This is a genomic window from Paenimyroides viscosum (genome assembly GCF_003858535.1).
GTDB lineage: Bacteria > Bacteroidota > Bacteroidia > Flavobacteriales > Flavobacteriaceae > Flavobacterium > Flavobacterium viscosum.
Window position 1 is genome coordinate 1 of sequence record NZ_RQTJ01000034.1, and the last position, 23,525, is coordinate 23,525.

A 23,525-nucleotide genomic window follows, 5' to 3' on the forward strand; every position below is an offset into this window, starting at 1 on the left:
CTTTTGTTGGTCCCCTGAGCCTTACGAAGGGCAACAAAAAGCGACTCGCGAAAGCCCGACCTGCAGCGTAAGCGGAAGGGATTGCCCGTGAAAATTTGTGATTTAAATCTGGGTAGTTGTTGGAGTGAAGAAAAAAAAACCGTTTCAAAATGGTTTTGAAACGGTTTTTAAGGTTAGTTGAATTTTTTGTTTGCAGTTAATTCTGCTATTTTAACTATCACTTGGGTTGCTTTTAAAATACTTTCTACGGGTACATATTCGTATTTTCCGTGAAAATTATGTCCGCCTGCAAAAATATTTGGGCAAGGTAAACCCATATATGAAAGTTGTGAACCATCTGTTCCTCCACGAATTGGTTTTATTATTGGAGTAATGTTTAGTTCTTTCATTGCTTCTTCGGCTATGTCAACAATGTACATTACAGGTTCTACTTTTTCTTTCATGTTGAAATACTGGTCGCTTATTTCGCATTCTACAATATCTCCACCAAATTTTGTGATGTATTTGTTATTGAATTTTGCAACCATTTCTTTAATTAACTTTTTGCGCTTTTTGTATTTCTTCATACTGTGATCGCGGATAATTAAATGCACTTCTGTTTCTTCAATGGATCCTTTTATATCGTTTACATGAAAAAAGCCTTCGTAACCGGTTGTTTTTTCAGGTACTTCTTTTGATGGTAATTTTGAAATAAATTTGTTTGCTAAAAGCATTGAATTTATCATTTTGCCTTTTGCATAACCTGGATGTACGCTTTTTCCTTTGAAAATTAATTTTACACCAGCGGCATTAAAATTTTCGTATTCTAATTCGCCAATTTGGCTTCCGTCCATTGTATAGGCCCAATCTGCGCCAAATTTTTCTACATTAAATTTATGTGCGCCACGACCAATTTCTTCGTCGGGTGTAAAGCCAATTCTTATTTTACCATGTTTAATTTCAGGATGTTGAATTAAATATTCCATTGCTGAAACAATTTCGCAAATCCCTGCTTTATCATCTGCTCCTAATAGGGTTGTGCCATCGGTAGTAATTATTGTTTGACCTTTGTATTGTAATAAATCATCAAAATAACTTGGTGATAATACAATGTTTTGTTCTTTATTTAAAATGATGTCACCACCATCGTAGTTTTCTATAATTTGTGGTTTTACATTTGCGCCTGTAAAATCTGGCGAGGTATCAAAATGCGAAACAAAACCTATTGTTGGAACATCGTGCGAAACATTACTTGGTAATGTAGCCATAATGTAGGCATTTTCATCGATTGTTACATCAGTTAAACCAATTTGCTTTAATTCTTCTACTAATTTATTTGCTAAATCCCACTGTTTTTTGGTTGATGGAGTAGTATCTGAATTTGGATCCGATTCTGTATCTACAGTTACATAACTTATAAATCGGTCAATAATATGTTGTTTGTTTTCCATTTTTGTTATTACTTTAATATTTACAAATTTATTAAAAACAGATTATTAAATGAAGTGATAGTTGTTTTATTTACTATACAAGCGCTATTGTTTGTAATTATTAAATTTTATTGTTAGGTAATTTGTTTCTTTGTGTTGGAATAAGTATCTTCAAAAATTAGGCATAGTTAATGCGTAGTAATTAGCAAACATTAAAATAATATTTACATGAGCAGTTTTTTTGGAGCACCACCCATTTCGTATGAAAACATTAAAGAATTAGAACAACAATCGGGCGATTTAATTATTTATGCCATACCGCTAATGGCTTTTTTTACTTTGTTAGAAATTTGGTATTCATGGTATTCTGAAAAAAGAAATTATAATACAAAAGAAAGTCTAGGATCGTTATTTGTTGGTCTTGGTAATGTTGGTATAAATGTAATTTTAAAGGTTGCTTTTATTTCGGGAGCTGTGTACATTTATAATGTAATTCCGTGGAGGATGGAATTAAATTGGTGGACTTTGTTTCCTTGCTTACTTATTTATGATTTATGTAGTTATTGGGCACACCGTGTATCACATTTTAACCGTTTTTTTTGGGCTACGCACGTAATACACCACAGTGCAGATAATTATAATTTAACGGTTTCGTTTAGGTTAAGTTGGGTGCAACATTTTAAATTACTTTTCTTTTTACCTGTTGCTTTTTTAGGATTTCACCCTGTTATATTTTTTATAGTGAATCAAATTTCGGTATTGTTTCAGTTTTGGCAGCATACAGAATATATTGGGAAGTTACCTAGAATATTCGAAATTTTGTTTGTAACACCATCTAATCATAGAGTTCATCATGGATCTGACGAAAAGTATATTGATAAAAACTTTGCCGCCATATTTATTTTTTGGGATAAACTTTTTGGAACTTATCAATTAGAAGAAGAAAAACCTACCTACGGAATCACTACCAAAATTGAACATAAACTTAATCCTTTACACCTTAATTTTCACGAATACGAAAGTATGATGGAAGATCTTAAAACGGCAAAAAACTTTAAAGAAAAGTGGTTTTTTATTTTTGGTAGCCCAGGAAAAATAGATAAACTTAAAAAACAGAGAATTAATATTGAAAAAGAATAAAATTTGAGAGATAATTTGAGAGCTTTTAATATAAAAGCCCTCCGCACAAATTAAATATCTCACCTTTTAATTCTTTTGAGTAAAAAACCCCATTAGCGGAGGACAAATGTCATTCTGTTAAGGAGTTTTTGAATTAAAAGGTGAGTACACAAATATAAAAACATTTTAGAAACTTATTGTAGTTACATCTATAAAATATTTAGATATTTTGTGCTAAAAAAACAAACTCCCAATATGTTTTAAAAAGATAATGCTTACCTATAAGATAAGCATTACCAAAAGAACTAAAGGTGAGAACGCACTTTCATAAAGAAAGCTTGTAATTACCTTATTTAGTTCATAAATTTACATATAAACATGAATATTTATATGTTTTTTTGTGTTTTTTAGTTGTTTTTGTCCAATTTTTTTTTGTTGCTTGCTTTAACCCATTCGTTTTTATTGCAATTAAAACACTTTAAAATACTTTGATTGGCGTATTCTATTGTTTGTCCGCAAAAGGTACATGAATAAAAGTTTTCTACGTTAAATGATTTTACTACATTTATTAAAGAATTGGGCAAAATAGGCAAGCCGTATTTTATTTGATTGTCTGGGTAAAAATATACACTAACTTCACCTGTTGTTTCTAAAATGGCATATTCTACTTGTCCTAAATGATAAACACCTAAAAGACGCAATTCCATAAAAAATTCGTCTTTACTTAACGTTTCTTTTTTAAATTCATTAATAGAAAATTTTCCTTTTTTAATAATGTATACTTCTTTGCCTTCAACCAATGTTTCAATCCACTTAAACTTAAACACTAAAACAGTTAGTATTTTGTAGCAAATTGTAATAACAATAAAAGCAACTAAAGCATTAATTATTCCAATTTCCTTATAAATCATTGGATCTCCCGCTGCAGACCCTAACCCCAGAATAACAACCAGTTCAAACACCGATAATTGCTTAATTCCCCGTTTTCCTAACAATCTAAGAAAAACTAATATAACAACAAACATTACAAAAGTTCGCAATGTAATTGATATTAAAACAGCACTAGTTGTTTCACCAAATAAAAATTCTTCAAGTTCCATAAAGTGTGAATTTATCAAATTTAATATACAGTTATGAAATCAATTTTTAAGGATAAAAAAGTTATAACTTATTTGGTTATTTTGTCTATGTGGTTGATACATAAATGTTTTAATTTGCTGATTAGGATTACTTTTTAAAAACATTTGTACTTGTAGAATATTTTGAATATTTGACCACATTTCTTTAAAATCAAGTTCAGATAATTCGCTGTTATCTAATGTTTTGTAACTATCTGAAGGAAAAATGAGATCATCATTTAACACTCTTTCAAATTGTGAAGCTATTTTAAAATCTTCTGGTATAATAATTTTTCCGTTATCTGTTTTGCTTGTAGCTTTAAACAATAAGGCATTCTTTTCTACATAAGTAACATCTGTAATAAGCACATTATCAATATCTTTTTTATTTAAGTTTACAGTAAAATTATCTTCGTTATTATAATATTTAAATTCTTTAGCAGCTAAAAATTCTTTTGTATGAGTGTTAAACTTTAGTAACAATATCTTATTATTAGCTATTTTTTCATCTTCTTGATCTAAGTGACAAGCACTAGTTAAAAAAAAGATACCCAGTACACCTAACAACAAGAATTTAATTTTTGTTTTTTGTAATATAAATGTATTTTTCTCTTTCATAGCGATTTTTTTAAGTAAAACAATTGATTGTGTCATTAAATGTTATTAAAATTTCGTGCCAATAGTTCATTATAAAAAAAAATGTACCGATTTATTAAACCGATACATTAAAAATGAAAAAAATGTTTCCTTTTTTAGTTATTATTTGTTGTAGTTATGTTTGATGAACCCAAGGTATCTACAACATTTGGTGTTGTATTATCTGTATCATCTAAGTGGTTTTCAATTGTTCCACCCGATTGATCTCTTTCATTTAACGGATCTGCATTATCGTTATATAATCTTTCTTGCTCCGGTAGAGAATCATACCTATTTACATTGTTGTTATTTTTGTTATCTCTACAAGCTGTTAAAGTGATTATAGTAAAAGTAAAAATGCTTACTAATAAAGTGTTGTATAATTTCCTTTTCATAATAATAAGTTTTAATAATAGTTGTTTTTTAAACTATTAATAGGTTAATATAATGATTAAGAAGATAATAGAATTTAATTAAGACATTAATAGTATTACAAAAAGTATTCCTACAAATTGAATCTAAATTTTGCTATAATATATAAAAGGATTGTCGGCAAAATGGGTAATTTTGTTACAATTGATGTAAATTTTGTACAATAATAAATATGAATTTAAGTTAATATTTAATAAAATGTAATTTTAATTATAATTTATATATTTGTTTAAATTTATTAGTATTTTATGTTTTAATAGTTAAAAAAGTTAGTAATGTAATTTTATTTAGCGTTGATTGTGAAAAATTATTTTTTTTGTAATATTTTTTAAAACTAATGCATTATCTGTTATACTTAAAATTACAGTTTAATATAAATGTTAAAAATTTAAATTGTTGTTTTTGTTAGGATGATGTACTTTTAAGTAAATTAATAAACAACTAGTAAAAGCAGGTAAATGATAGATTATAAAACAGTTGGATTGTTTATTGTTTTAATTATTGTAAGAAGATATCTATTATAATAGTAGTTAAGACAATTAATATTTAACAACCTAATCATTATAATCATGGAAAATAACAAAAACAAACCAGGACAAGACGGAATTAACAATAAAAACAATCCGCAAAATCAAAAGCATCAAAACGATAATACTTTTGAAAATCAAGACAAAAATCAACAACCTCAGAACATGCAAGACAAAAATCAAGACATGGACAGGGAAAACGAAACTACAAGAAATACTCACAGAGACGGTCGTTCAGAAGAGCATCAAACCAATCAGGATGAAAAAAGATACACAGGATCTAAAAATCCGGATGGAATGGACACCAATGTAAGAAATAGAGATAAAGACTTTAATGAAGACATTATGAACGACCATGACAGAAACAAAAACTTTGAAGATTAAATTTACAGTTTACTTTAAGTGAAATAACCTCTCTAACTTTAAGAGAGGTTATTTTTTTGTTTAATTTTCGTCGGTTTTAGTTAAATGTGCCGTAATAATATCTGCTGTTTTTTTATTGTTTGATGCACAATCTGGTTCGAATTTCCCAAGAAAACTTTTTTAATCTGTAAGTGATATTCCGGAAAAATAAAATCGATATATAGTTCCCACAGGTTTATCTTCTGTTTCGCTACCACCGCTTTTAGTAAGTCCGGTAACTGCTACTAAATTATCAGCTTTATTAAACATTTTCTTTGCGTTAACAGCCATGCAGCGGGTTACTTCGCTCGATTCCGGAGTGTTCTTGTCAATTAATCAGATACTATAATATCCTTTGATATAGCCCTGTAGACGATCTTTTTAAAGTTTGCAATGTATTTTACTTGCTTCTAACATAATGTAATTTTTAATATTTATAAATATCGTATTACAATAGCTTACTTTCAAGTCGTTAAAGCATTTTACATGTTGAAAATCAGTTGCTTAAGTGGTGGTTTGTGGCAATTTTTTTTCAACTTCCAAAAGTACCATGATTTTGCCACAGAATTATGAGCATTTTTGTAAATTTTAGTGGTTTAGGTACCAATAAAAAAAACCTACGAATCTCTCAGGTCGTAGGTTTTGTAGGCCTTTAAGCAAAAAATGTGTTTAAGCTTGCTTATAACTTGCGGAGAAAGAGGGATTCGAACCCCCGGACCTGTTACAGTCAACAGTTTTCAAGACTGCCGCATTCGACCACTCTGCCATTTCTCCTTGGTCTTACAATTAACGTTCTTTCGTTCCTTAATTGTGATGCAAATATAGTAAGGTTTTATTATTCTGCAAGACTTTTAAATAATTTTTTTTAAACTTTTTTTTATCGCTTTGAAATATAATTATTTACAGATCTAGAAATTTACGTAATCAACAATTTCTAAACCGTATCCTACCATTCCTACACGTTTGCTGTGCTCAGAATTACTCATTAATTTTATTTTTGAAATATTGATATCATGTAAAATTTGAGCTCCAATTCCAAAATCTTTATTGTCCATCTGTATTTTAGGTGCTTTTACAATATCATTGGTTTCTGCTTGTAATTCTTTTAATTCGCCCAAGCGCTTCAATAAATCAAGTGTGTTGTATTCTTGGTTAATGAATAGTATGGCGCCTTGACCTTCTTTGTCTACTGCTTTAAACATTAACTCCAATTTTTCGTCTTGGTTATTGGTTAGATTGCCTAAAATATCATTGTTAACTTGTGACGAGTTTATTCTGGTTAAAACAGCATCGCCATTGTTCCAAACACCTTTTGTAAGTGCAATATGCACTTGCTTATTAGTAACTTGAACATAGGCACGCAAGCGGTAGGTTCCGTATTTTGTTTGAATGTCGAAATCTTCTTTTTTCTGAATCAAACTATCGTGCTTCATTCTGTATGCCACCAAATCTTCAATTGAAACTAGCTTAAGATTAAATTTCTTAGCTACTTCAATCAGTTGTGGTAAACGTGCCATAGTTCCATCATCATTCATAATCTCACAAATAACTCCAGCCGGTCTATAACCTGCTAAACGTGCAAAATCAATAGCTGCTTCTGTATGACCTGTTCTTCTTAAAACACCACCTTCGCGTGCAATTAATGGAAATATATGACCAGGACGACCTAAATCTTCAGGTTTTGTTTCAGGATCTACCAATGCTTCAACTGTTTTTGATCGATCTTGTGCAGATATTCCCGTGGTGCATCCATTTCCAATTAAATCGACTGAAACAGTGAAAGCAGTATGATGTAAAACGGTGTTTTGTGATACCATTAAAGGTAAACCTAATTCTTTACAACGTTTTTCTGTTAGCGGTGTGCATATTAACCCACGACCATGTGTTGCCATAAAGTTGATCATTTCTGGAGTAACCTTATCGGCTGCTGCTAAAAAATCACCTTCATTTTCACGATCTTCGTCATCTACTACAATAATTATTTTCCCTTGACGAATATCTTCAATAGCTTCTTCTATGGTGTTTAATTTTATATCAGACATTTTATGTGTTGTTTTGTTGTTTCTTTTTAAATTTTGTTTTCAAATAATTGGTAATTGGGTACAGTAAATTATCAATACTATTAATTCCTCTGTCTTTAGTGGCTTTATAAGTAAATGTAATTGCCATTGGCAGCAATATCAAAGTTGATAGCCAAGCACCAAAAAAGGGCGTAATTCCGTTTTCTTGAGCAAGTTTTTTACCAAAGGTATTTATAAAGTGGTACGATATAAATATAAGTACGGCAAAAACCATTGGTAAACCTAAGCCGCCTTTTCTAATAATTGCACCTAACGGAGCGCCAATAAAAAACATTAACAAGCAGGAGAAAGCTATTACAAATTTTTCGTAAAATGCAATCCAATGGCGGTTAATATGTTTGGTTTTTTCTACAAGAGTGTTTTGATTGTTGGTGATATTAAATCGGATATTTTCTGCTACTGCGGATGCGTTTGAGTATAAACTTATTTTTTGACTGCGATTCTTTAACTGTAACAGTGAATCTAAAGATACTGTTTGGTAAACATTGTTGGATTCTTGTGTAGTGTTCGATAAAAACAAACGTCTATTACCATTGTCTGCATCTACGTGTATTTTAATTTCGTCTTTATAGTTGGTGTTTAACGAATCTAGCGTGTAGTTTAACTGCGAAATATTCATCATTGTTGCCGTATTTGATATTTCTTGAAGTTCTTCTTCAGATTTATCAAATTCAGACACATCGATACTCATAATATAATGTTCAAATTCTGATTTTATGAACGGATCATTGCTGTTGTTACGGCGCGTAGTTACATCTTCGTAATAATTACCATCAAACAAATGCAGCTTTAAAATCGGACTATTTTCTTTGGTTTCAATTCTACCGGTTTTTGCCTTAATTACCGTTTTGTTTGTACTACTTTGCTGGTTTATAACGTGTATGGTTACGTTCCGTAGTTTCTCGTCTTTTTCGCCATATTTTTCATCAACCTTAATATTCATTGCTCCCAAATCGTTAAACTGACCCGCAGAAATAGCCATTGCAGGTTTAGTATGAATGATGTCGCGGCGCATGTTTACAAACTTAAATTCTGATTTTGGTGCTACATTGTTCACAAACCAGAATGAAACACCCGATAAAATCAATATGAAAACAATTAACGAACGCATGGCTCTTTGCAATGAAATTCCAGACGATTTCATGGCGGCAAATTCGTAATTTTCAGAGAAATCGCCAAAGGTCATGATTGATGCCAGTAATACCGATAAAGGCAAAACCATTGGAATCATTTTGGGCGAATAAAAAAACAGAAACTTAAATATAGTTATAAAATCAAGGTCTTTACCGGCAATATCACCAATAAAGACCCAAATTCCCTGTAATACAAATATGAAGAATAAGATTGCAAAGACTGAAAAAAAAGTTTTTACAAAGCTTATAAGAATATATCGATCAAGTATTTTCACGTGTTACTTTAATCTAAATTGTTGATGTAATAATTTGGATATTTAGATTTTGTAAAGGTAAAAAGGTTTTTTGACAAAGTTTGATTTGTTTTGAAAGATTTTAGCGTAATAATTGATTTACTTCCGCTTTTATAAACATCGGTACGGTTGTAAATATTTTTGGTTTTGGTATCAATACCTAAATAAACTTCTTTAACATCTTTACTATTGGTAGGCGTAAGTTTTATAAACTGAATTGACTTACCGTTTATGGTTTGTTTTTTATCCAACGCATATTTATATCCTTTTTTATAGAAAGATAAAATACTTGCAATACTAACCACTTGTGTATCGGCTGCATTTGCGCTTGCAATAGTAACTTCTTCGTCGTTGGGATTTATTACATACATTTTAGCACCATCGAAAATCTGGGTTAGCCCCATAAAATCTACTACATATTTTTCTCCTTGAACGGTAGCCTTACCCTTCATCTCTTGTTTACCGTTGTTAAAGGTAAAATCAATAACCATATTGTTGTAGGTTTTGGTTTTTGCCGAAACCTCGTCTAACAATTTTTTGGCAGCATCTGCATTTTGGGCAAAAGTTGAAAAACTTATAAAAAATACAACTATAAGTGCGCTTAATTTTTTCATTACATTCTGTTTTTTTCGTTATTTAAAAATTCGTCTAACGAAACTAAATCGGTGATATTTACCGAACGCGCCTTGCTTCCTTCAAACGGACCCACAATTCCGGCTGCTTCTAATTGATCTATCAATCTTCCTGCACGGTTATATCCTAACTTTAGTTTACGTTGTAACAACGATGCTGAACCTTGTTGAGCTGTAACAATTATTTCTGCAGCTTCACGGAACATTACATCGCGGTCTGCAATGTCAATATCAAGACTTGTGCCACTTTCTTCACCAACATATTCTGGTAGCAAATAAGCATCGCCATATCCTTTCTGAGAGCCGATGAATTCTGTAATTTTTTCAACTTCGGGTGTATCAACAAAACCACATTGCACACGAACAGTATCATTTCCTTGGGTGAAAAGTAAATCTCCACGACCAATTAACTGATCGGCACCAGGACCATCTAAAATAGTCCTTGAATCGATTTTAGAACTTACACGGAAAGCAATCCTCGCAGGGAAATTGGCTTTAATAATACCTGTAATTACGTTTACCGACGGACGTTGCGTTGCAATAATCAAATGAATACCAATGGCACGCGCCAGTTGAGCTAAACGGGCAATAGGTGTTTCAACTTCTTTACCTGCCGTCATAATTAAATCGGCAAACTCATCAACAACCAAAACAATGTATGGTAAAAAGCGGTGACCTTGTTCTGGATTTAATTTTCGTTGTTTAAATTTTTCGTTGTATTCTTTAATGTTTCTAACCATAGCATCTTTTAACAAAGAATAACGGTTGTCCATTTCAATACATAGTGAGTTTAAGGTGTTGATTACCTTTGTGTTATCTGTTATGATTGCATCTTCAGTGTCCGGTAATTTTGCTAAAAAGTGACGCTCAATTTTATTGAACAATGTTAATTCTACCTTTTTAGGATCTACCAAAACAAATTTTACTTCGGCAGGATGTTTCTTATAAAGCAACGATGTTAAAACGGCATTTAAACCAACCGATTTTCCTTGTCCTGTAGCACCAGCCATTAGTAAGTGAGGCATTTTAGCTAAATCGAAAACAAACGTTTCGTTTGAAATAGTTTTCCCAATTGCAATTGGAAGTTCCATTTCCGCATTTTGAAATTTTGGCGATAAAATCAGCGACTTCATTGAAACGGTCGATGGTTTGGTGTTTGGAACTTCTATACCAATAGTTCCTTTACCCGGAATTGGCGCAATAATACGAATTCCTAATGCTGATAAAGACAATGCGATATCGTCTTCTAAACTCTTGATTTTTGAAATACGGATTCCGGCATCGGGCACAATTTCATAAAGCGTTACGGTTGGGCCAACGGTTGCTTTAATCTGCGCAATACCAATTTTATAGTTGTTCAGCGTTTCTAAAATACGGTTTTTGTTTTCTTCTAATTCCGCCTGATTAATGGTAATTCCGCCTGTTGTGTGTTCAAACAATAATTCGCTTGTTGGAAACTGGTATTTAGATAATTCCAAAGTAGGATCGAACAAACCAAAATCTTCGACAATTTTTTTTGCTAAATCATCATCGGCAAGTGGTTCTTCTTCTTCAATGGTTTCAATAATGAATTCTTCGTGATGATCTGCGTTTGCTGATGTATCTGTAATTGAAAAATCGTTAATCGGCTCCGGTTTTTTCTCTATTTTCTTAATATCGAACGAAACTTCATTGTTGGTTTCAGGTTTCTTAATATCTTCTTTAATCTGAGCAGGAGGGACGATGATTTTAGTATCTTCTCTCACAGGCTGATTGATTTTTATTGGTTGTGCCGGTTGTGTTTTAATGATATCTTCGGCTTTTTCAATATTATCCTTGATTTTTGCGTGTGTGTTTGAAACCACATTTGTAAATGCTTTTGGCGTCATTTTTATTCTAAAAATCAAATAGAAAATAATCAGGAAAAGAACCACAAGCATCGCACCGATTTGCCCGATATAATCTTGAAGATAATCGTTCATTTCAAAACCGACTGTTCCACCTAAAAATGGATATTTCGCTCCAAAATGCCCCAATGCAATTGATAATACAATGATTGCAAACAAATCCCAAAAAATCATGCGGCGCAATTTGGCTGCATTAAACTGGATTCCGAACCATAAAGCGGTTTCGCCAAATATCTTTATGAAAAGAAACGATGCAACACCGAATCCTTCGAAAATGAATTTATGTGCTAACCATGCACCCAGTTTTCCTACCCAGTTTTCAGGTTCTATTTCACGGTTATCTAACTCGGCAACCAAACTTTGATCGTAATTGCCTGTTGTAAAGTACGAAATGAAACTGCATAATAAAATTACAGAAAACATTAAAAATAAAGTTCCAAAAATAAAGCTTATGCGGGCTCCGTTTGTAGCGGTTTGCTTTGGTTTAGGCGGCATTTGCTTATTGTTAGCCTGTTTTGTATTTTGTTTTTTAGCAGTCATTTTCTAAATTAATTTTGGTAAATAAATAATCGCGCCCACAACAACTGCCGTTAATGCGGCAAATGTTACAGCACCCGCTGCAATATCTTTAATAAAACCTATTTTTTTATCGAAATTTGGTTGTATATAATCGCAGATTGCCTCAATGGCGGTATTTAAACTTTCGGCAGTTAAAACCAAACCAATCGCCAGTATTTGAAACATCCATTCTGTAGCGCTGATTTTCATGTAAAAACCAAGAACGCACATAAGTGCACTGATAATTAACTGAACCATAATGCTGTGTTCGGTGGTTATTAATAGGTAAAACCCTTTAACGGCGTAAGTTACACTCTTAATTCTGCCCGAAATAAAGGATGTTTGTTGGTGTTTCATTCAAAAGCAATTTCGGCAAAATTACTGAATTATTTATCATTGTAGAAATAAAAAGACCACGAGTTTGGTCGACCTATTTGTTTAGTGGTTACTTTTTAAGCATGATTGCATTAGAATTAAATTGAATTGTAATTTTTAGCTATTTTAATAAATAAATGTTAATTTTATTGACTATATAAAATATGTAGTTGTTGATTTTAAATGTTATATGCTATTTATGTTAAATTAAAAAAAAGTTGTTTATGAGGGTCATTAAAAAGCTTATGTTATTATTTTTTATAAATACAGTATTCTGTGCTTATTGCCAAAACGCCGCATTAGATCCCACATTTGGAAATGCAGGAATATCAGTACATCCACACCCAAATACCGCGGAGCTTCATTGTTTTACTTTTGATAATAACGGCAACATTGTAAGTGCAGGTTACTACCTTCAAGGAGGGGTTGGAAGTACCCAACGCCAATTGACATTAACAAAAACAGATAAAAACGGAATACTTGATAACACTTTCGCCACAAATGGAAAAGTAACTACGGCAATTGGTCATTCTGAACACCCGGAATATATAGTTATTCAATCCGATGGAAAAATCATTGTAGCAGGCTCTGTAAATTTTACAGGAGGTGGTGTAGGAGGTTTTGTTGTTCGTTATAATAGTAACGGTTCGTTAGATGCGACTTTCGCAAACAATGGAATATATACCACAACATCTTCAAATATTTTTGTATTCATAACAATCCTTTCAGACAACTCAATTGTTTTAGCAGGGAATAGCTATTTAAATGGTGAGTCTCTTGCTATTTTGGTTAAATTAGACAGCAACGGTGTTGAAGATAGTCAGTTTGGAACCAACGGAATACTTTCTTTAACTTCTACCAACTTTAAATTTGTAATGCAAGAAGCAATTCTTTTAAACGATGGTACTATTTTTTGTGCAGGATATGAATATAGTGATACTGTTAACTATTCTAAAAGTGCATACTGTAAAATTGATACACAAGGAAATTTTGACACCGCATTTGGAACTAACGGAAAAGTAGTCATTGATCTTTTTAATTATAACCCAATAACAAACATTACGGAGTATTTGCACTCGGCAGGCCAATTGCCAAACGGACAAATTATAGTAGGAGGCTCTGAGTTAACATCTTTTTTACTCAAAATAAATTTAGATGGTTCATTTGATACTACTTTTGGCACAAATGGTATGAAGATTCTCTCATATTCCTTCAGACCAAGGGTAATGACTGTGCAAACCGACGGAAAAATTATTATTGGGAGTGGAACAAAGTCTGCTCTGGGAGGGCTTGCCTATCGTATTGTCCGTTTTGACACCGATGGTGATTTAGATATTACTTTTAATAATGGTAAAGGTTTGGTAGATATTGATGCGTCATCAGGCGACGATTGGCCAGAACATATTAAGTTACAAGGAAATGATACGTTGATTATTGGTGGTAATTCAGTCCTAAACTCTAATCATAATTTTACTTTAGCACGATTACTTTTAGATACACCTCTATCAATAGAAGAGCCTTTGGAACAATTTATTAAAGTTTATCCCAACCCATTTAAAGATCGCTTTTTTGTAGAGGATTATGAAGGAATTATAAAAAGTATCAAGATATTTGATAATAAAGGTAGAATTATTAAAACGGTTTCGAATTCTAGTCCTGTGAAAGAAATTTATACTGATTTTTCAAGCGGTGTTTACATTATAAAAATAGAAACCAAAGACGGTAGAATAATGAACAAGAAAATGATAAAGAAGTAACTCTTACTATTCTTAATTAAAAAAGCAGAACATTTACGTTCTGCTTTTTATTATTTATCTATAGATCCCAATACGCGTTGCATAAAAGTATTTAAAGCTTCTTTTTTAGGCGTTCCCGCTTTTATCAGCTTATCAACTTCAACGGCACCATACATATTTGAAATTAATTCGGCAATTACATCTAATTCTTCATCTTTTAAAGAAGGAACTTCGCATAAAGCTTCTAAAACGTCAATGGTTTCATTGATATAATCTTGATCATTTTCCTGAATAAATTCAGTTAAATGTTTAATTACAGGTAGTTTCATAATTAAGCTAATTTATTAACTAATTCTGCCAAAACATCGGCTTTATTCGTTTGTGTTTCATCAACTAAAGCACCATTATTAAAAATAGCGAAAGTTGGTAAATTTGACACGTTAGCTAATTTTCTTGATTCAGGAAATTTCTCTGCATCTACAATTACAAAAGTAACATCTTCTTTTTCGGTTGCCATTTTTTTGAATTTTGGTTTCATAATACGGCAGTTTCCGCACCATGAAGCAGAATATTGTACGGCAACTTTAGTGTTTGCAGAAAGTATTTCTTGTAAATTATCTTGATCTAATTCTAATAACATATTTTTAATATTTTAGGTTAAAAAAATCCAAACTCTTACAAGTATATATAAGAATTTGGATTTCTATAATATAATACTTGTATATATTAGTTTAAGTGTGTTGCTAAATACTCGGCAGTAGATTTACGGTCAGCATTCATAGCTTCTTTACCTTCTTCCCAGTTTGCCGGACAAACTTCACCATGTGTTTGTACGTGTGTGTAAGCATCAATTAAACGGATAAATTCGTTTACATTACGTCCTAAAGGCATATCGTTAACTGCTTCGTGGAAAATTTTTCCAGTTTCGTCAATTAAATAAGTAGCACGGTACGTTACGTTTGATCCTTCGATTTGAACTGAATCTAATTCTTCGTTATAAACTTCAGAAGTTACATCTAAAATTCCTAAAACGCTTGATAAGTTTCTTGTAGTATCAGCTAATAAAGGGTAAGTTACACCTTCAATTCCACCGTTGTCTTTTGCAGTGTTTAACCAAGCAAAGTGAACTTCGTTTGTATCACAAGATGCACCAATTACCATGGTATTTCTTTTTTCAAATTCTGGTAAAGCTGCTTGGAAAGCGTGTAATTCTGTTGGGCAAACAAAAGTAAAGTCTTTTGGATACCAGAATAATATTACTTTTTTGTTGTTTTTTGTTGCTTCTTCTAAAACATTGATTCTTAAATTGTCTCCCATTTCAGAAATTGCATCTACTGTAATGTTCGGAAATTGTTTTCCTACTAAAGCCATAATTTTATCTTTTTAAAGTTATTAATGTTTGTTAGTTCTCAATTTTATACTGCAAAGATACCTTCAAAATACGGTAATACCATAAGAATTTTATTGTTTAAATTTATCAATCAATAGATATAGCTTATAGTAAACGAATTTTAAAAAACTTGGAATTTTTCTGTAAAATTAGGTAGATTTACCAAATCAATCAATAACAATTATCATAGTTTTTACCATAGATGAATATATTCCGAAAAAAAAATGTGACCGATATTTTAGCCGAATTACAGGCGAATGAAGGTAAAAAAGATAGCTTAGGGAAATTTTTAACTCAAAAAGATTTAATATTCTTCGGAATTGCCGCTATTGTCGGTGCCGGTGTGTTCAGTACCATTGGGCAGGCAAGTTTTGATGGTGGTCCGGCTGTGATTTTCCTGTTTATGTTTACCGCTTTTGCTTGTGGGTTTGCCGCTATGGCGTATGCCGAATTTGCATCAATGGTTCCAGTTTCGGGTAGTGCCTATACTTATAGTTATGTAGCTTTTGGTGAGGTAATTGCATGGATCATTGGGTGGTCGTTAATCATGGAGTATGCTGTTGGAAACATCACTTTGGCAATTTCTTGGAGCGATTATTTTACAGGCTTGTTAAGCAATATGGGCATTCATTTACCACAGTGGATTCAAATGGATTACCTCTCGGCAAGTAATGGTTTTAACGATGCTGTTGCTTTAATGAACAATGGTAAATTGTTTGAAAACTTGCCGAATAATTTACAATTGGCACATACCGCTTGGACAACCGCTCCGCAAATTGGTAGTTTTCATTTTGTGGCAGATATTCCTGCATTGGCAATTATTGTGTTGATTACTTGGTTGGTTTATCGCGGTATGAAAGAATCTCGAAACGCCAGCAATATCATGGTTTATGTGAAGTTAGCTGTTATTGCGTTGGTTTTAATTGTCGGAATTTTTTATGTTGATACCGATAATTTCGATCCATTTGCACCCAACGGATTATCGGGTGTTTTAAAAGGGGTATCGGCAGTTTTCTTTGCCTATATTGGTTTCGATGCCATTTCTACCACAGCCGAAGAATGTAAAAATCCGCAGCGCGATTTGCCTCGAAGCATGATTTGGTCAATCGTTATCTGTACTATTTTATACATTGCCATTGCGTTGGTTTTAACCGGTATGGTTAATTACAAACAGCTGAATGTGGGCGATCCGTTGGCGTTTGTTTTTGATCAGGTTAATTTAAAATGGTTTGCCGGAATCGTAGCTGTAAGCGCCGTAGTTGCTATGGCAAGTGTGCTTTTGGTTTTTCAAATGGGACAACCTAGAATCTGGATGAGTATGAGCCGTGACGGACTACTTCCTAAAAAGTTTTCTAAAGTGCATCCAAAATACAGAACACCCTCTTTTGCTACGATTGTAACCGGTTTTGTAGTGGCTGTTCCTGCGTTGTTTATGAATTTAACCATGGTAACCGATTTGTGCAGTATAGGAACGTTGTTTGCCTTTTCGTTGGTTTGTGCCGGAGTTTTGGTTTTGCAGGATAAAGATATTCCGCGTGGAAAATTCCGTATTCCGTATTTAAACGGAAAGTATATTTTACCTGTTGGATTTATTTTAGGATTGATTTCTATTTTTATCTGGAATAAAAGTGGAGTAGAAGCTTTTGTTTATAATACGCCACAAGTTTATGAACCTACCAATTTTGTTACACAGCTTTCTAAAGATGATGCAGCAAAGGTATCTTCTTATTTACAAACGTATTATCAAGTAAATATAACTGATTTTAATGATGATTTAGAAGCGATGCTATCTTCTGTAAGAGAAAAATCAGGAGATCAGTATGTGGTTCTAATTGAAAAAGCTCCGGTAGATCAACAATTAAAGTTTGAAAAAGGATTTGATTTATTCAAACACAAAATACCCATGTGGTTGTTTTTAATAGCGATGATTTTCTTGTGTATCTGGAGTTTTAAAAAGAACCTTTCCTTAATACCCATGTTAGGATTAATTTGCTGTATATACATGATGGCAGAATTAACCATTTGGAACTGGCTGTACTTTAGTGTTTGGTTAATTATAGGTTTACTGATTTATTTTAGCTATTCGCGATTTCACAGTAAATTGAATAAAGATAAAAGCTGATTCTAATTTTTGTATAGATCAAACATTATGTTTGTCCTTCCGTTGAAATCTTTAAGCATATACCAAAAAAAGTAAAGCACTCCATTTTAGAGTGCTTTACTTTTTTACAGGATTTTGATAAATTTATTTATTTCGATCTTCTTCTTTTTAATTCTTTATTCAATAAATCTAATTCGCGGTTTGTTTGTCCGGCTACCGATGTGTTTTCATTTGCACGACGTATTAAATAAGGCACCACATCATAAACAGGTCCAAATGGCAAATATTTAGCTACGTTGTAATTGTGGTGCGATAGGTTGTAGCTAATATTATCGCTCATACCGTACAATTGCCCAAACCAAATACGTTTATCGGTATGCGGAATGTTGTTTTTGGTCATCAGTTCCATTAACATATAACTACTGTCTTCGTTATGCGTACCGGCAAACAACGCAATTTTATTGTCTAGGTTTTCCACCATGTAGGTAACTGTTTTGTTAAAAGTGGCATCGGTTTGAGCCTTGGTAGCACAAATAGGCGATGGGTAGCCTTTTTCTTCTGCACGTGCACGCTCTTTTTCCATATATGCACCACGTACCACTTTAAAACCAACATGAAAACCTTCGCGTAAACCAATAGCGTGTGTGTTTTTAACAAAATCAAATCGATCCCAACGATACGTTTGTGCTGTGTTAAAAACAATACATTTCTCTTTGTTGTACTTGCGCATCATTTCTAAAACCAAATCATCGGCAGCATCTTGCATCCAGCTTTCTTCGGCATCAACCAATAATAAAACATCTTTTTCATAAGCTGTTCTGCAAATAATGTCAAAACGCTCTACAATGCGGTTCCATTCTTGTTGTTCGGCATCGGTAAAAGGTAAATTTTCACCTTTCTTTTCAAATAAGAAAAATCTGCCAACACCTGTAGGTTTAAAAACAGCAAACGGAATAGCTTCATGTTCTTTAGCAAAATCAATTGTTCTTAAGGTCATTTGCAACGCATGATCAAATTGTTCCTGCGTTTCTTTTCCTTCAACAGAATAATCTAAGACCGATGAAACACCTTTTGTGTACATTTTATCAACCACTTTTAAGCAGTCTTGTTCGGTAACACCCCCACAGAAATGATCAAATACAGTAGATTTTATCAATCCTTTTACAGGCAGGTTTGTTGATATGGCAAAACTTGTTAAAGAAGTACCTATTTTAACCAATGAGTTACTACTAATTAGTTTAAATAAGTAATATGCTTTATTTAGTTCGGTGTTGTTTTTTAATGCAAAAGCAACCTCGGTATTATCAAATATCTTTTCCATTCGGTTTAAAGTTGTGTTGCAAAGATACAATAGTTATAAAAATTGCTTTATTTTTACATCAAATTTTTTTTAAGCATGCAAATACAGGCGGCAAATTACATTGTTGGTTTCGGAATTGATTATTATTCAACACTTTCACAGCTCATTAACGATAAAAAATACAGTAAAATTGTATTTTTGGTTGATGAAAATACAGCAAAGCATTGTTTAAATTATGTTTTACAATGGCTGGCTGTTGAAGTTACCTTTGAAATTATTGAAATTGAACAAGGTGAAGAAAACAAAACCATTGAAACCTGTACTGCTGTTTGGGAGAGTTTGGTGGAATTGAATATAGACAGAAAAGCACTTCTTATTAATGTAGGTGGCGGTATGGTTTGCGATTTAGGCGGATTTGTAGCTGCAACCTATAAAAGAGGGATCGATTTTGTAAACATACCCACAAGTTTGCTAGCAATGGTTGATGCATCGGTAGGAACAAAAACCGGCGTTAATTTAGGCGGATTAAAAAATATGGTAGGCAGTTTTTCGCAACCGCAAATGGTTTTAATTGATACTGCTTTTTTGGAAACATTGCCGGGAAACCAAATGCGCTCGGGCTTGGCAGAAATGTTTAAACACGGATTAATTGCCGATGCATCGTATTGGAACCAGCTTAAAAATTTAGGCGAATTAACAACCGAAGATTTGTTGTTGCTTATTTATCATTCGGTTTCTATTAAAAATGAAATTGTTTTGCAAGATCCTTTAGAAAAAAATGTCCGCAAATTATTAAATTTCGGACATACTTTGGGGCATGTACTAGAAACATACAGTAATTCCGGAAAAGGCATTCAGCCTTTGTTACATGGCGAAGCTATTGCAATAGGCATGATTTTAGAAGCCTTTATTTCGTACAAAAAGAACTTGTTAACAAAAAAATCTTATTTAGAAATAAAAGAAACTTTAAATTTGATGTTTGAAAGTATTGTTTTTACCGAAAATGATATTGAAATTTGTACACATTTACTAATACACGATAAAAAAAATGTAAACGGTATGGTACAGTTTACGTTGTTAACCGATATTGGTAGCGGTGTTATTAATGAAATTGTTGAAAGTGAGTTGATTAACGAGGCTTTTAACGATTATATGTTAAACTAATTACTATTAACGTTATTAAATTTTGTAAGTGAACAAAAATTGTAATCGTTTTATAAAAAATGTTTTTAATCAATTATCTTTAAAAGTTAGTTGTATAATAAAACTGTTGGGTTTTGTTGCCATTGTGCACAAGCCTGTAAAAACCGTATATTTAAGTGAAATTTACAATCAAAAATTATCGATTGCTTTCGCCAATTTAAGGGTTTGAAGATTGTATTTATATCAGATACATTTAACTTAATTTTAATTGTTTAAAGCAGATTTTTAATGAATACAAAATATTTCGACCTAATTAACCAAACATTTTACTTCCCACAAGAAGAATTTACATTAAATAAAGACAATTTAATGTTCCATAATATCGATTTAATGAAATTGGTAGAACAATATGGAACACCATTAAAATTCACTTATCTACCACAAATTTCTAACAATATAAACAAGGCTAAAACTTGGTTTAGAAATGCAATGGAGAAGCATAAGTACGAAGGTAAATATGTTTATTGTTATTGTACAAAAAGTTCGCATTTTGAATATGTAATGAACGAAGCTTTTAAAAATGACATTCATATTGAAACTTCTTCTGCTTTTGACATTAATATTGTGGAACATTTATTAGAAAAAGGGAAAATAAATAAAAATACGTATGTAGTTTGTAATGGTTTTAAACGCGATCAATACATTGAAAACATAACACGTTTAATTAATAACGGACATAAAAAAACCATTGCTGTTATTGACAACTACGAAGAGTTAGATTTACTTCAAGAAGGTATTAAAGGTAAATTCCAAATAGGAATACGTATTGCTTCAGAAGAAGAACCAAAATTTGAATTTTATACTTCGCGTTTAGGTATTGGGTATAAAAACATTTTGCCTTTTTACCGTAAAACAGTCGCTGAAAACCAAAATGTAGAATTGAAAATGTTACACTTTTTCATTAATACAGGTATTCGCGATACAGCTTATTATTGGAATGAGTTAAGTAAATGTATGAAAGTTTATACAAATTTAAAAAAGGAAAGCCCTACATTAGATAGTTTAAACATCGGTGGTGGTTTTCCAATTAAAAACTCATTGGCTTTTGATTACGATTATGCGTATATGGTAGATGAAATCGTTAACCAAATTAAATTAGCTTGTGAAGAAGCTGATGTTCAAGTTCCAAATATATTTACAGAGTTTGGTTCTTTTACTGTTGGTGAATCTGGCGGTGCTATTTACCAAGTATTGTATCAAAAACAACAAAACGATCGTGAAAAGTGGAACATGATCGATTCTTCTTTCATTACCACTTTACCAGATACATGGGCAATTAACAAACGTTTTGTAATGATGGCAGTAAACCGTTGGAATGATACGTACGAACGTGTGTTTTTAGGCGGATTAACGTGTGATTCTGACGATTATTACAATTCCGAACAAAACTTAAATGCCATTTATTTGCCAAAATTCAATAAAGATAAACCTTTATACATTGGGTTTTTTAACACAGGGGCTTATCAAGAACAAATTAGCGGACAAGGAGGAATACACCACTGTTTAATTCCGCAACCAAAACATATTTTAATAGATCGTGACGAAAACGGAATTTTGGCAACCGAGGTTTTCTCGGAACAGCAAACCGCAGAAGATGTATTAAAAATATTAGGCTATTCAAATAATAAACAAACAAATAATAAAGAAAAATAATAGAATTATGAAAGGACCAATTTCACAGTTTATCGAACATAATTACCGTCATTTCAACGCAGCAGCTTTGGTTGATGCAGCTAAAGGGTACGAACAACATTTATTAGAAGGCGGTAAAATGCTTATTTCGTTAGGTGGTGCAATGTCTACCGCAGAATTAGGTGTTTCGTTGGCAGAAATGATCCGTCAAGATAAAGTACACTTTATTTCATGTACCGGAGCCAATTTAGAAGAAGATGTAATGAACCTGGTAGCACATTCACACTACAAAAGAATTCCAAACTGGAGAGATTTAACTCCGGAAGATGAACGTGAATTGTTAGACAGCCATTTTAACCGTGTTACCGATACATGTATTCCAGAAGAAGAAGCGTTTCGCCGTTTACAACAACATTTAGAAGATGTTTGGCATGCTGCAGAAGCAAAAGGAGAACGTTATTTGCCACACGAATTTTTATACCAAGTAGTAAATTCGGGAGTTTTAGAACAATATTATGAAATTGATCCAAAAGATTCTTGGATTGTAGAAGCTGCTAAGAAAAACTTACCTATAGTTTGTCCGGGTTGGGAAGATTCTACCACAGGAAACATCTTTGCATCAAACGTAATTAAAGGAAATTTAAAAGCGTCAACAGTAAAATCGGGTATTGAATATATGATTTACCTAACAGAATGGTACCGTGCAAATTCTGGCGGAAAAGGAGTAGGTTTCTTCCAAATTGCAGGTGGTATTTCGGGTGATTTCCCTATTTGTGTGGTGCCAATGATGTATCAAGATTTAGAATGGACCGATGTTCCTTTCTGGTCGTATTTCTGTCAGATATCAGATTCAACAACATCTTACGGATCTTATTCTGGTGCAGTACCAAACGAAAAAATTACATGGGGTAAATTAGATACCGATACGCCAAAATTCATGATAGAATCTGATGCTACTATAGTTGCGCCGTTGGTATTTGCTTATATCTTAGGTCAATAAAAAAAAATAAAAAAAAGTAGGTATTTATTTGCATAATACCGCACAGCTATTGTATTTTTGAAACACAATAACTACCACAATAATGAAGAGAATAATTGTTGATTACGCAAAATTAACAAACGAAATTTTAAGCTTGTTAGTCGAAAGATTTCCTGACGGATATGATGATGCCGATGTCATTCAATTTAGCAATGCTAAAGCTGAACTTATAGAAGCAGTTGAAGTTAAAACAGACGATACTATTTATTTAGTAAAAGTTAGTACCAAACTTCAAGACAGAATTGAAAACTTTGAAGAAGAAGAAGAAATCCCAGAAGTTGATTCTATAAATGTTAAAGATTTAGACATTGAAGAAGACGATGATGAAGTTACATCTAAAAAATCTTCGAAGAAGAAATCTTCGAAAAAGAACGATGACGATGATGTAGAAGAAGAAGAGGATGAAGATTTTGACGATGATGACGACGATGATTTTGCTGATGACGACGATTTCGAAGACGACGAAGAGGAAGAAGAGTAATATAAGTACTAAAAAATCTAACTTTATAAAAGTTAGATTTTT

The 23,525-nt window shown here is 32.3% G+C and carries 22 protein-coding genes and 1 tRNA gene; 8 read left to right on the forward strand and 15 right to left on the reverse strand.

The features are described from left to right. Positions 1-173: 173 nt before the first annotated feature. A complete protein-coding gene (gene pepT, locus EG242_RS12410) occupies positions 174-1,430 on the reverse strand; it encodes a peptidase T (protein ID WP_124900183.1) in 1,257 nt (418 codons plus the stop codon). Positions 1,431-1,637: 207 nt separating this feature from the next. Between pepT and EG242_RS12415 the strand changes: the two genes are divergently transcribed. Beyond that, entirely contained in the window at positions 1,638-2,549 is a 912-nt protein-coding gene (locus tag EG242_RS12415; protein WP_124900184.1) for a sterol desaturase family protein, read from the forward strand. Positions 2,550-2,935: 386 nt separating this feature from the next. On the opposite strand, the gene EG242_RS12420 is transcribed toward EG242_RS12415, so the two are convergent. The 3 genes from EG242_RS12420 to EG242_RS12430 form a co-directional block, all read right to left on the reverse strand. After that, positions 2,936-3,628, reverse strand: coding sequence for a DUF421 domain-containing protein (locus EG242_RS12420; protein ID WP_124900185.1), 693 nt, complete (start codon positions 3,626-3,628; stop codon positions 2,936-2,938). A gap of 39 nt (positions 3,629-3,667) precedes the next feature. Next, positions 3,668-4,264, reverse strand: coding sequence for a hypothetical protein (locus tag EG242_RS12425; protein ID WP_124900186.1), 597 nt, complete (start codon positions 4,262-4,264; stop codon positions 3,668-3,670). A 134-nt stretch (positions 4,265-4,398) separates the two neighbouring features. Beyond that, positions 4,399-4,677: a hypothetical protein gene (locus EG242_RS12430; protein WP_124900187.1), complete on the reverse strand. Its 279-nt coding sequence runs from the start codon at positions 4,675-4,677 to the stop codon at positions 4,399-4,401. A gap of 606 nt (positions 4,678-5,283) precedes the next feature. On the opposite strand from EG242_RS12430, the gene EG242_RS12435 reads away from it, so the two are divergent. After that, a complete protein-coding gene (locus tag EG242_RS12435; RefSeq protein WP_124900188.1) occupies positions 5,284-5,625 on the forward strand; it encodes a hypothetical protein in 342 nt (113 codons plus the stop codon). A 159-nt stretch (positions 5,626-5,784) separates the two neighbouring features. On the opposite strand, the gene EG242_RS12440 is transcribed toward EG242_RS12435, so the two are convergent. From EG242_RS12440 to EG242_RS12470, 7 genes are all read right to left on the reverse strand, one after another. After that, the gene (locus EG242_RS12440) at positions 5,785-5,976 is read right to left on the reverse strand and encodes a competence/damage-inducible protein A (protein WP_262673905.1); all 192 of its coding nucleotides are present in this window, start codon (positions 5,974-5,976) and stop codon (positions 5,785-5,787) included. Positions 5,977-6,332: 356 nt separating this feature from the next. Further along, a tRNA-Ser gene (locus EG242_RS12445) sits at positions 6,333-6,417 on the reverse strand. 134 nt (positions 6,418-6,551) lie between these two features. Beyond that, positions 6,552-7,685: a 3,4-dihydroxy-2-butanone-4-phosphate synthase gene (ribB, locus tag EG242_RS12450; protein ID WP_124900190.1), complete on the reverse strand. Its 1,134-nt coding sequence runs from the start codon at positions 7,683-7,685 to the stop codon at positions 6,552-6,554. Between the two features lies 1 nt (position 7,686). Then, positions 7,687-9,132, reverse strand: a complete 1,446-nt coding sequence (locus EG242_RS12455; protein WP_124900191.1) for an LptF/LptG family permease — start codon at positions 9,130-9,132, stop codon at positions 7,687-7,689. A gap of 8 nt (positions 9,133-9,140) precedes the next feature. After that, positions 9,141-9,764: a LolA family protein gene (locus EG242_RS12460; RefSeq protein ID WP_124900192.1), complete on the reverse strand. Its 624-nt coding sequence runs from the start codon at positions 9,762-9,764 to the stop codon at positions 9,141-9,143. Then, positions 9,764-12,208, reverse strand: a complete 2,445-nt coding sequence (locus tag EG242_RS12465) for a DNA translocase FtsK (RefSeq protein ID WP_397258988.1) — start codon at positions 12,206-12,208, stop codon at positions 9,764-9,766. The genes EG242_RS12460 and EG242_RS12465 overlap by 1 nt, the downstream gene beginning before the upstream one ends. A gap of 3 nt (positions 12,209-12,211) precedes the next feature. Beyond that, positions 12,212-12,583 (reverse strand): diacylglycerol kinase family protein, encoded by a 372-nt coding sequence (locus EG242_RS12470; protein WP_124900193.1) that lies wholly within the window; start codon positions 12,581-12,583, stop codon positions 12,212-12,214. Between the two features lie 242 nt (positions 12,584-12,825). On the opposite strand from EG242_RS12470, the gene EG242_RS12475 reads away from it, so the two are divergent. Continuing rightward, positions 12,826-14,358: a T9SS type A sorting domain-containing protein gene (locus tag EG242_RS12475; RefSeq protein ID WP_124900194.1), complete on the forward strand. Its 1,533-nt coding sequence runs from the start codon at positions 12,826-12,828 to the stop codon at positions 14,356-14,358. 50 nt (positions 14,359-14,408) lie between these two features. On the opposite strand, the gene EG242_RS12480 is transcribed toward EG242_RS12475, so the two are convergent. The 3 genes from EG242_RS12480 to EG242_RS12490 all read right to left on the reverse strand — a co-directional run bounded on the left by EG242_RS12480 (position 14,409) and on the right by EG242_RS12490 (position 15,708). Then, the gene (locus tag EG242_RS12480; protein ID WP_124900195.1) at positions 14,409-14,666 is read right to left on the reverse strand and encodes a DUF6952 family protein; all 258 of its coding nucleotides are present in this window, start codon (positions 14,664-14,666) and stop codon (positions 14,409-14,411) included. Between the two features lie 2 nt (positions 14,667-14,668). Continuing rightward, a complete protein-coding gene (locus tag EG242_RS12485; RefSeq protein WP_124900196.1) occupies positions 14,669-14,977 on the reverse strand; it encodes a thioredoxin family protein in 309 nt (102 codons plus the stop codon). Positions 14,978-15,063: 86 nt separating this feature from the next. Further along, entirely contained in the window at positions 15,064-15,708 is a 645-nt protein-coding gene (locus EG242_RS12490; RefSeq protein WP_124900197.1) for a peroxiredoxin, read from the reverse strand. Between the two features lie 221 nt (positions 15,709-15,929). On the opposite strand from EG242_RS12490, the gene EG242_RS12495 reads away from it, so the two are divergent. Then, positions 15,930-17,849, forward strand: a complete 1,920-nt coding sequence (locus EG242_RS12495) for an amino acid permease (protein ID WP_124900198.1) — start codon at positions 15,930-15,932, stop codon at positions 17,847-17,849. A gap of 127 nt (positions 17,850-17,976) precedes the next feature. Here the strand turns inward: EG242_RS12495 and EG242_RS12500 are convergent, their stop codons facing one another. Further along, entirely contained in the window at positions 17,977-19,149 is a 1,173-nt protein-coding gene (locus EG242_RS12500) for a proline dehydrogenase family protein (RefSeq protein ID WP_124900199.1), read from the reverse strand. 75 nt (positions 19,150-19,224) lie between these two features. On the opposite strand from EG242_RS12500, the gene aroB reads away from it, so the two are divergent. The 4 genes from aroB (at position 19,225) to EG242_RS14965 (ending at position 23,483) form a co-directional block, all read left to right on the forward strand. Further along, positions 19,225-20,292 carry a 3-dehydroquinate synthase gene (gene aroB / locus EG242_RS12505; RefSeq protein WP_124900200.1) on the forward strand — a complete coding sequence of 356 codons (1,068 nt, stop codon included), beginning with the start codon at positions 19,225-19,227 and terminating at the stop codon, positions 20,290-20,292. Between the two features lie 267 nt (positions 20,293-20,559). Continuing rightward, positions 20,560-21,984: a type III PLP-dependent enzyme domain-containing protein gene (locus tag EG242_RS12510; RefSeq protein WP_124900201.1), complete on the forward strand. Its 1,425-nt coding sequence runs from the start codon at positions 20,560-20,562 to the stop codon at positions 21,982-21,984. A 4-nt stretch (positions 21,985-21,988) separates the two neighbouring features. Continuing rightward, positions 21,989-22,963 (forward strand): deoxyhypusine synthase family protein, encoded by a 975-nt coding sequence (locus EG242_RS12515; RefSeq protein ID WP_124900202.1) that lies wholly within the window; start codon positions 21,989-21,991, stop codon positions 22,961-22,963. 82 nt (positions 22,964-23,045) lie between these two features. After that, positions 23,046-23,483: a DNA primase gene (locus tag EG242_RS14965; protein WP_203227724.1), complete on the forward strand. Its 438-nt coding sequence runs from the start codon at positions 23,046-23,048 to the stop codon at positions 23,481-23,483. The last annotated feature ends 42 nt before the right edge of the window (positions 23,484-23,525 follow it).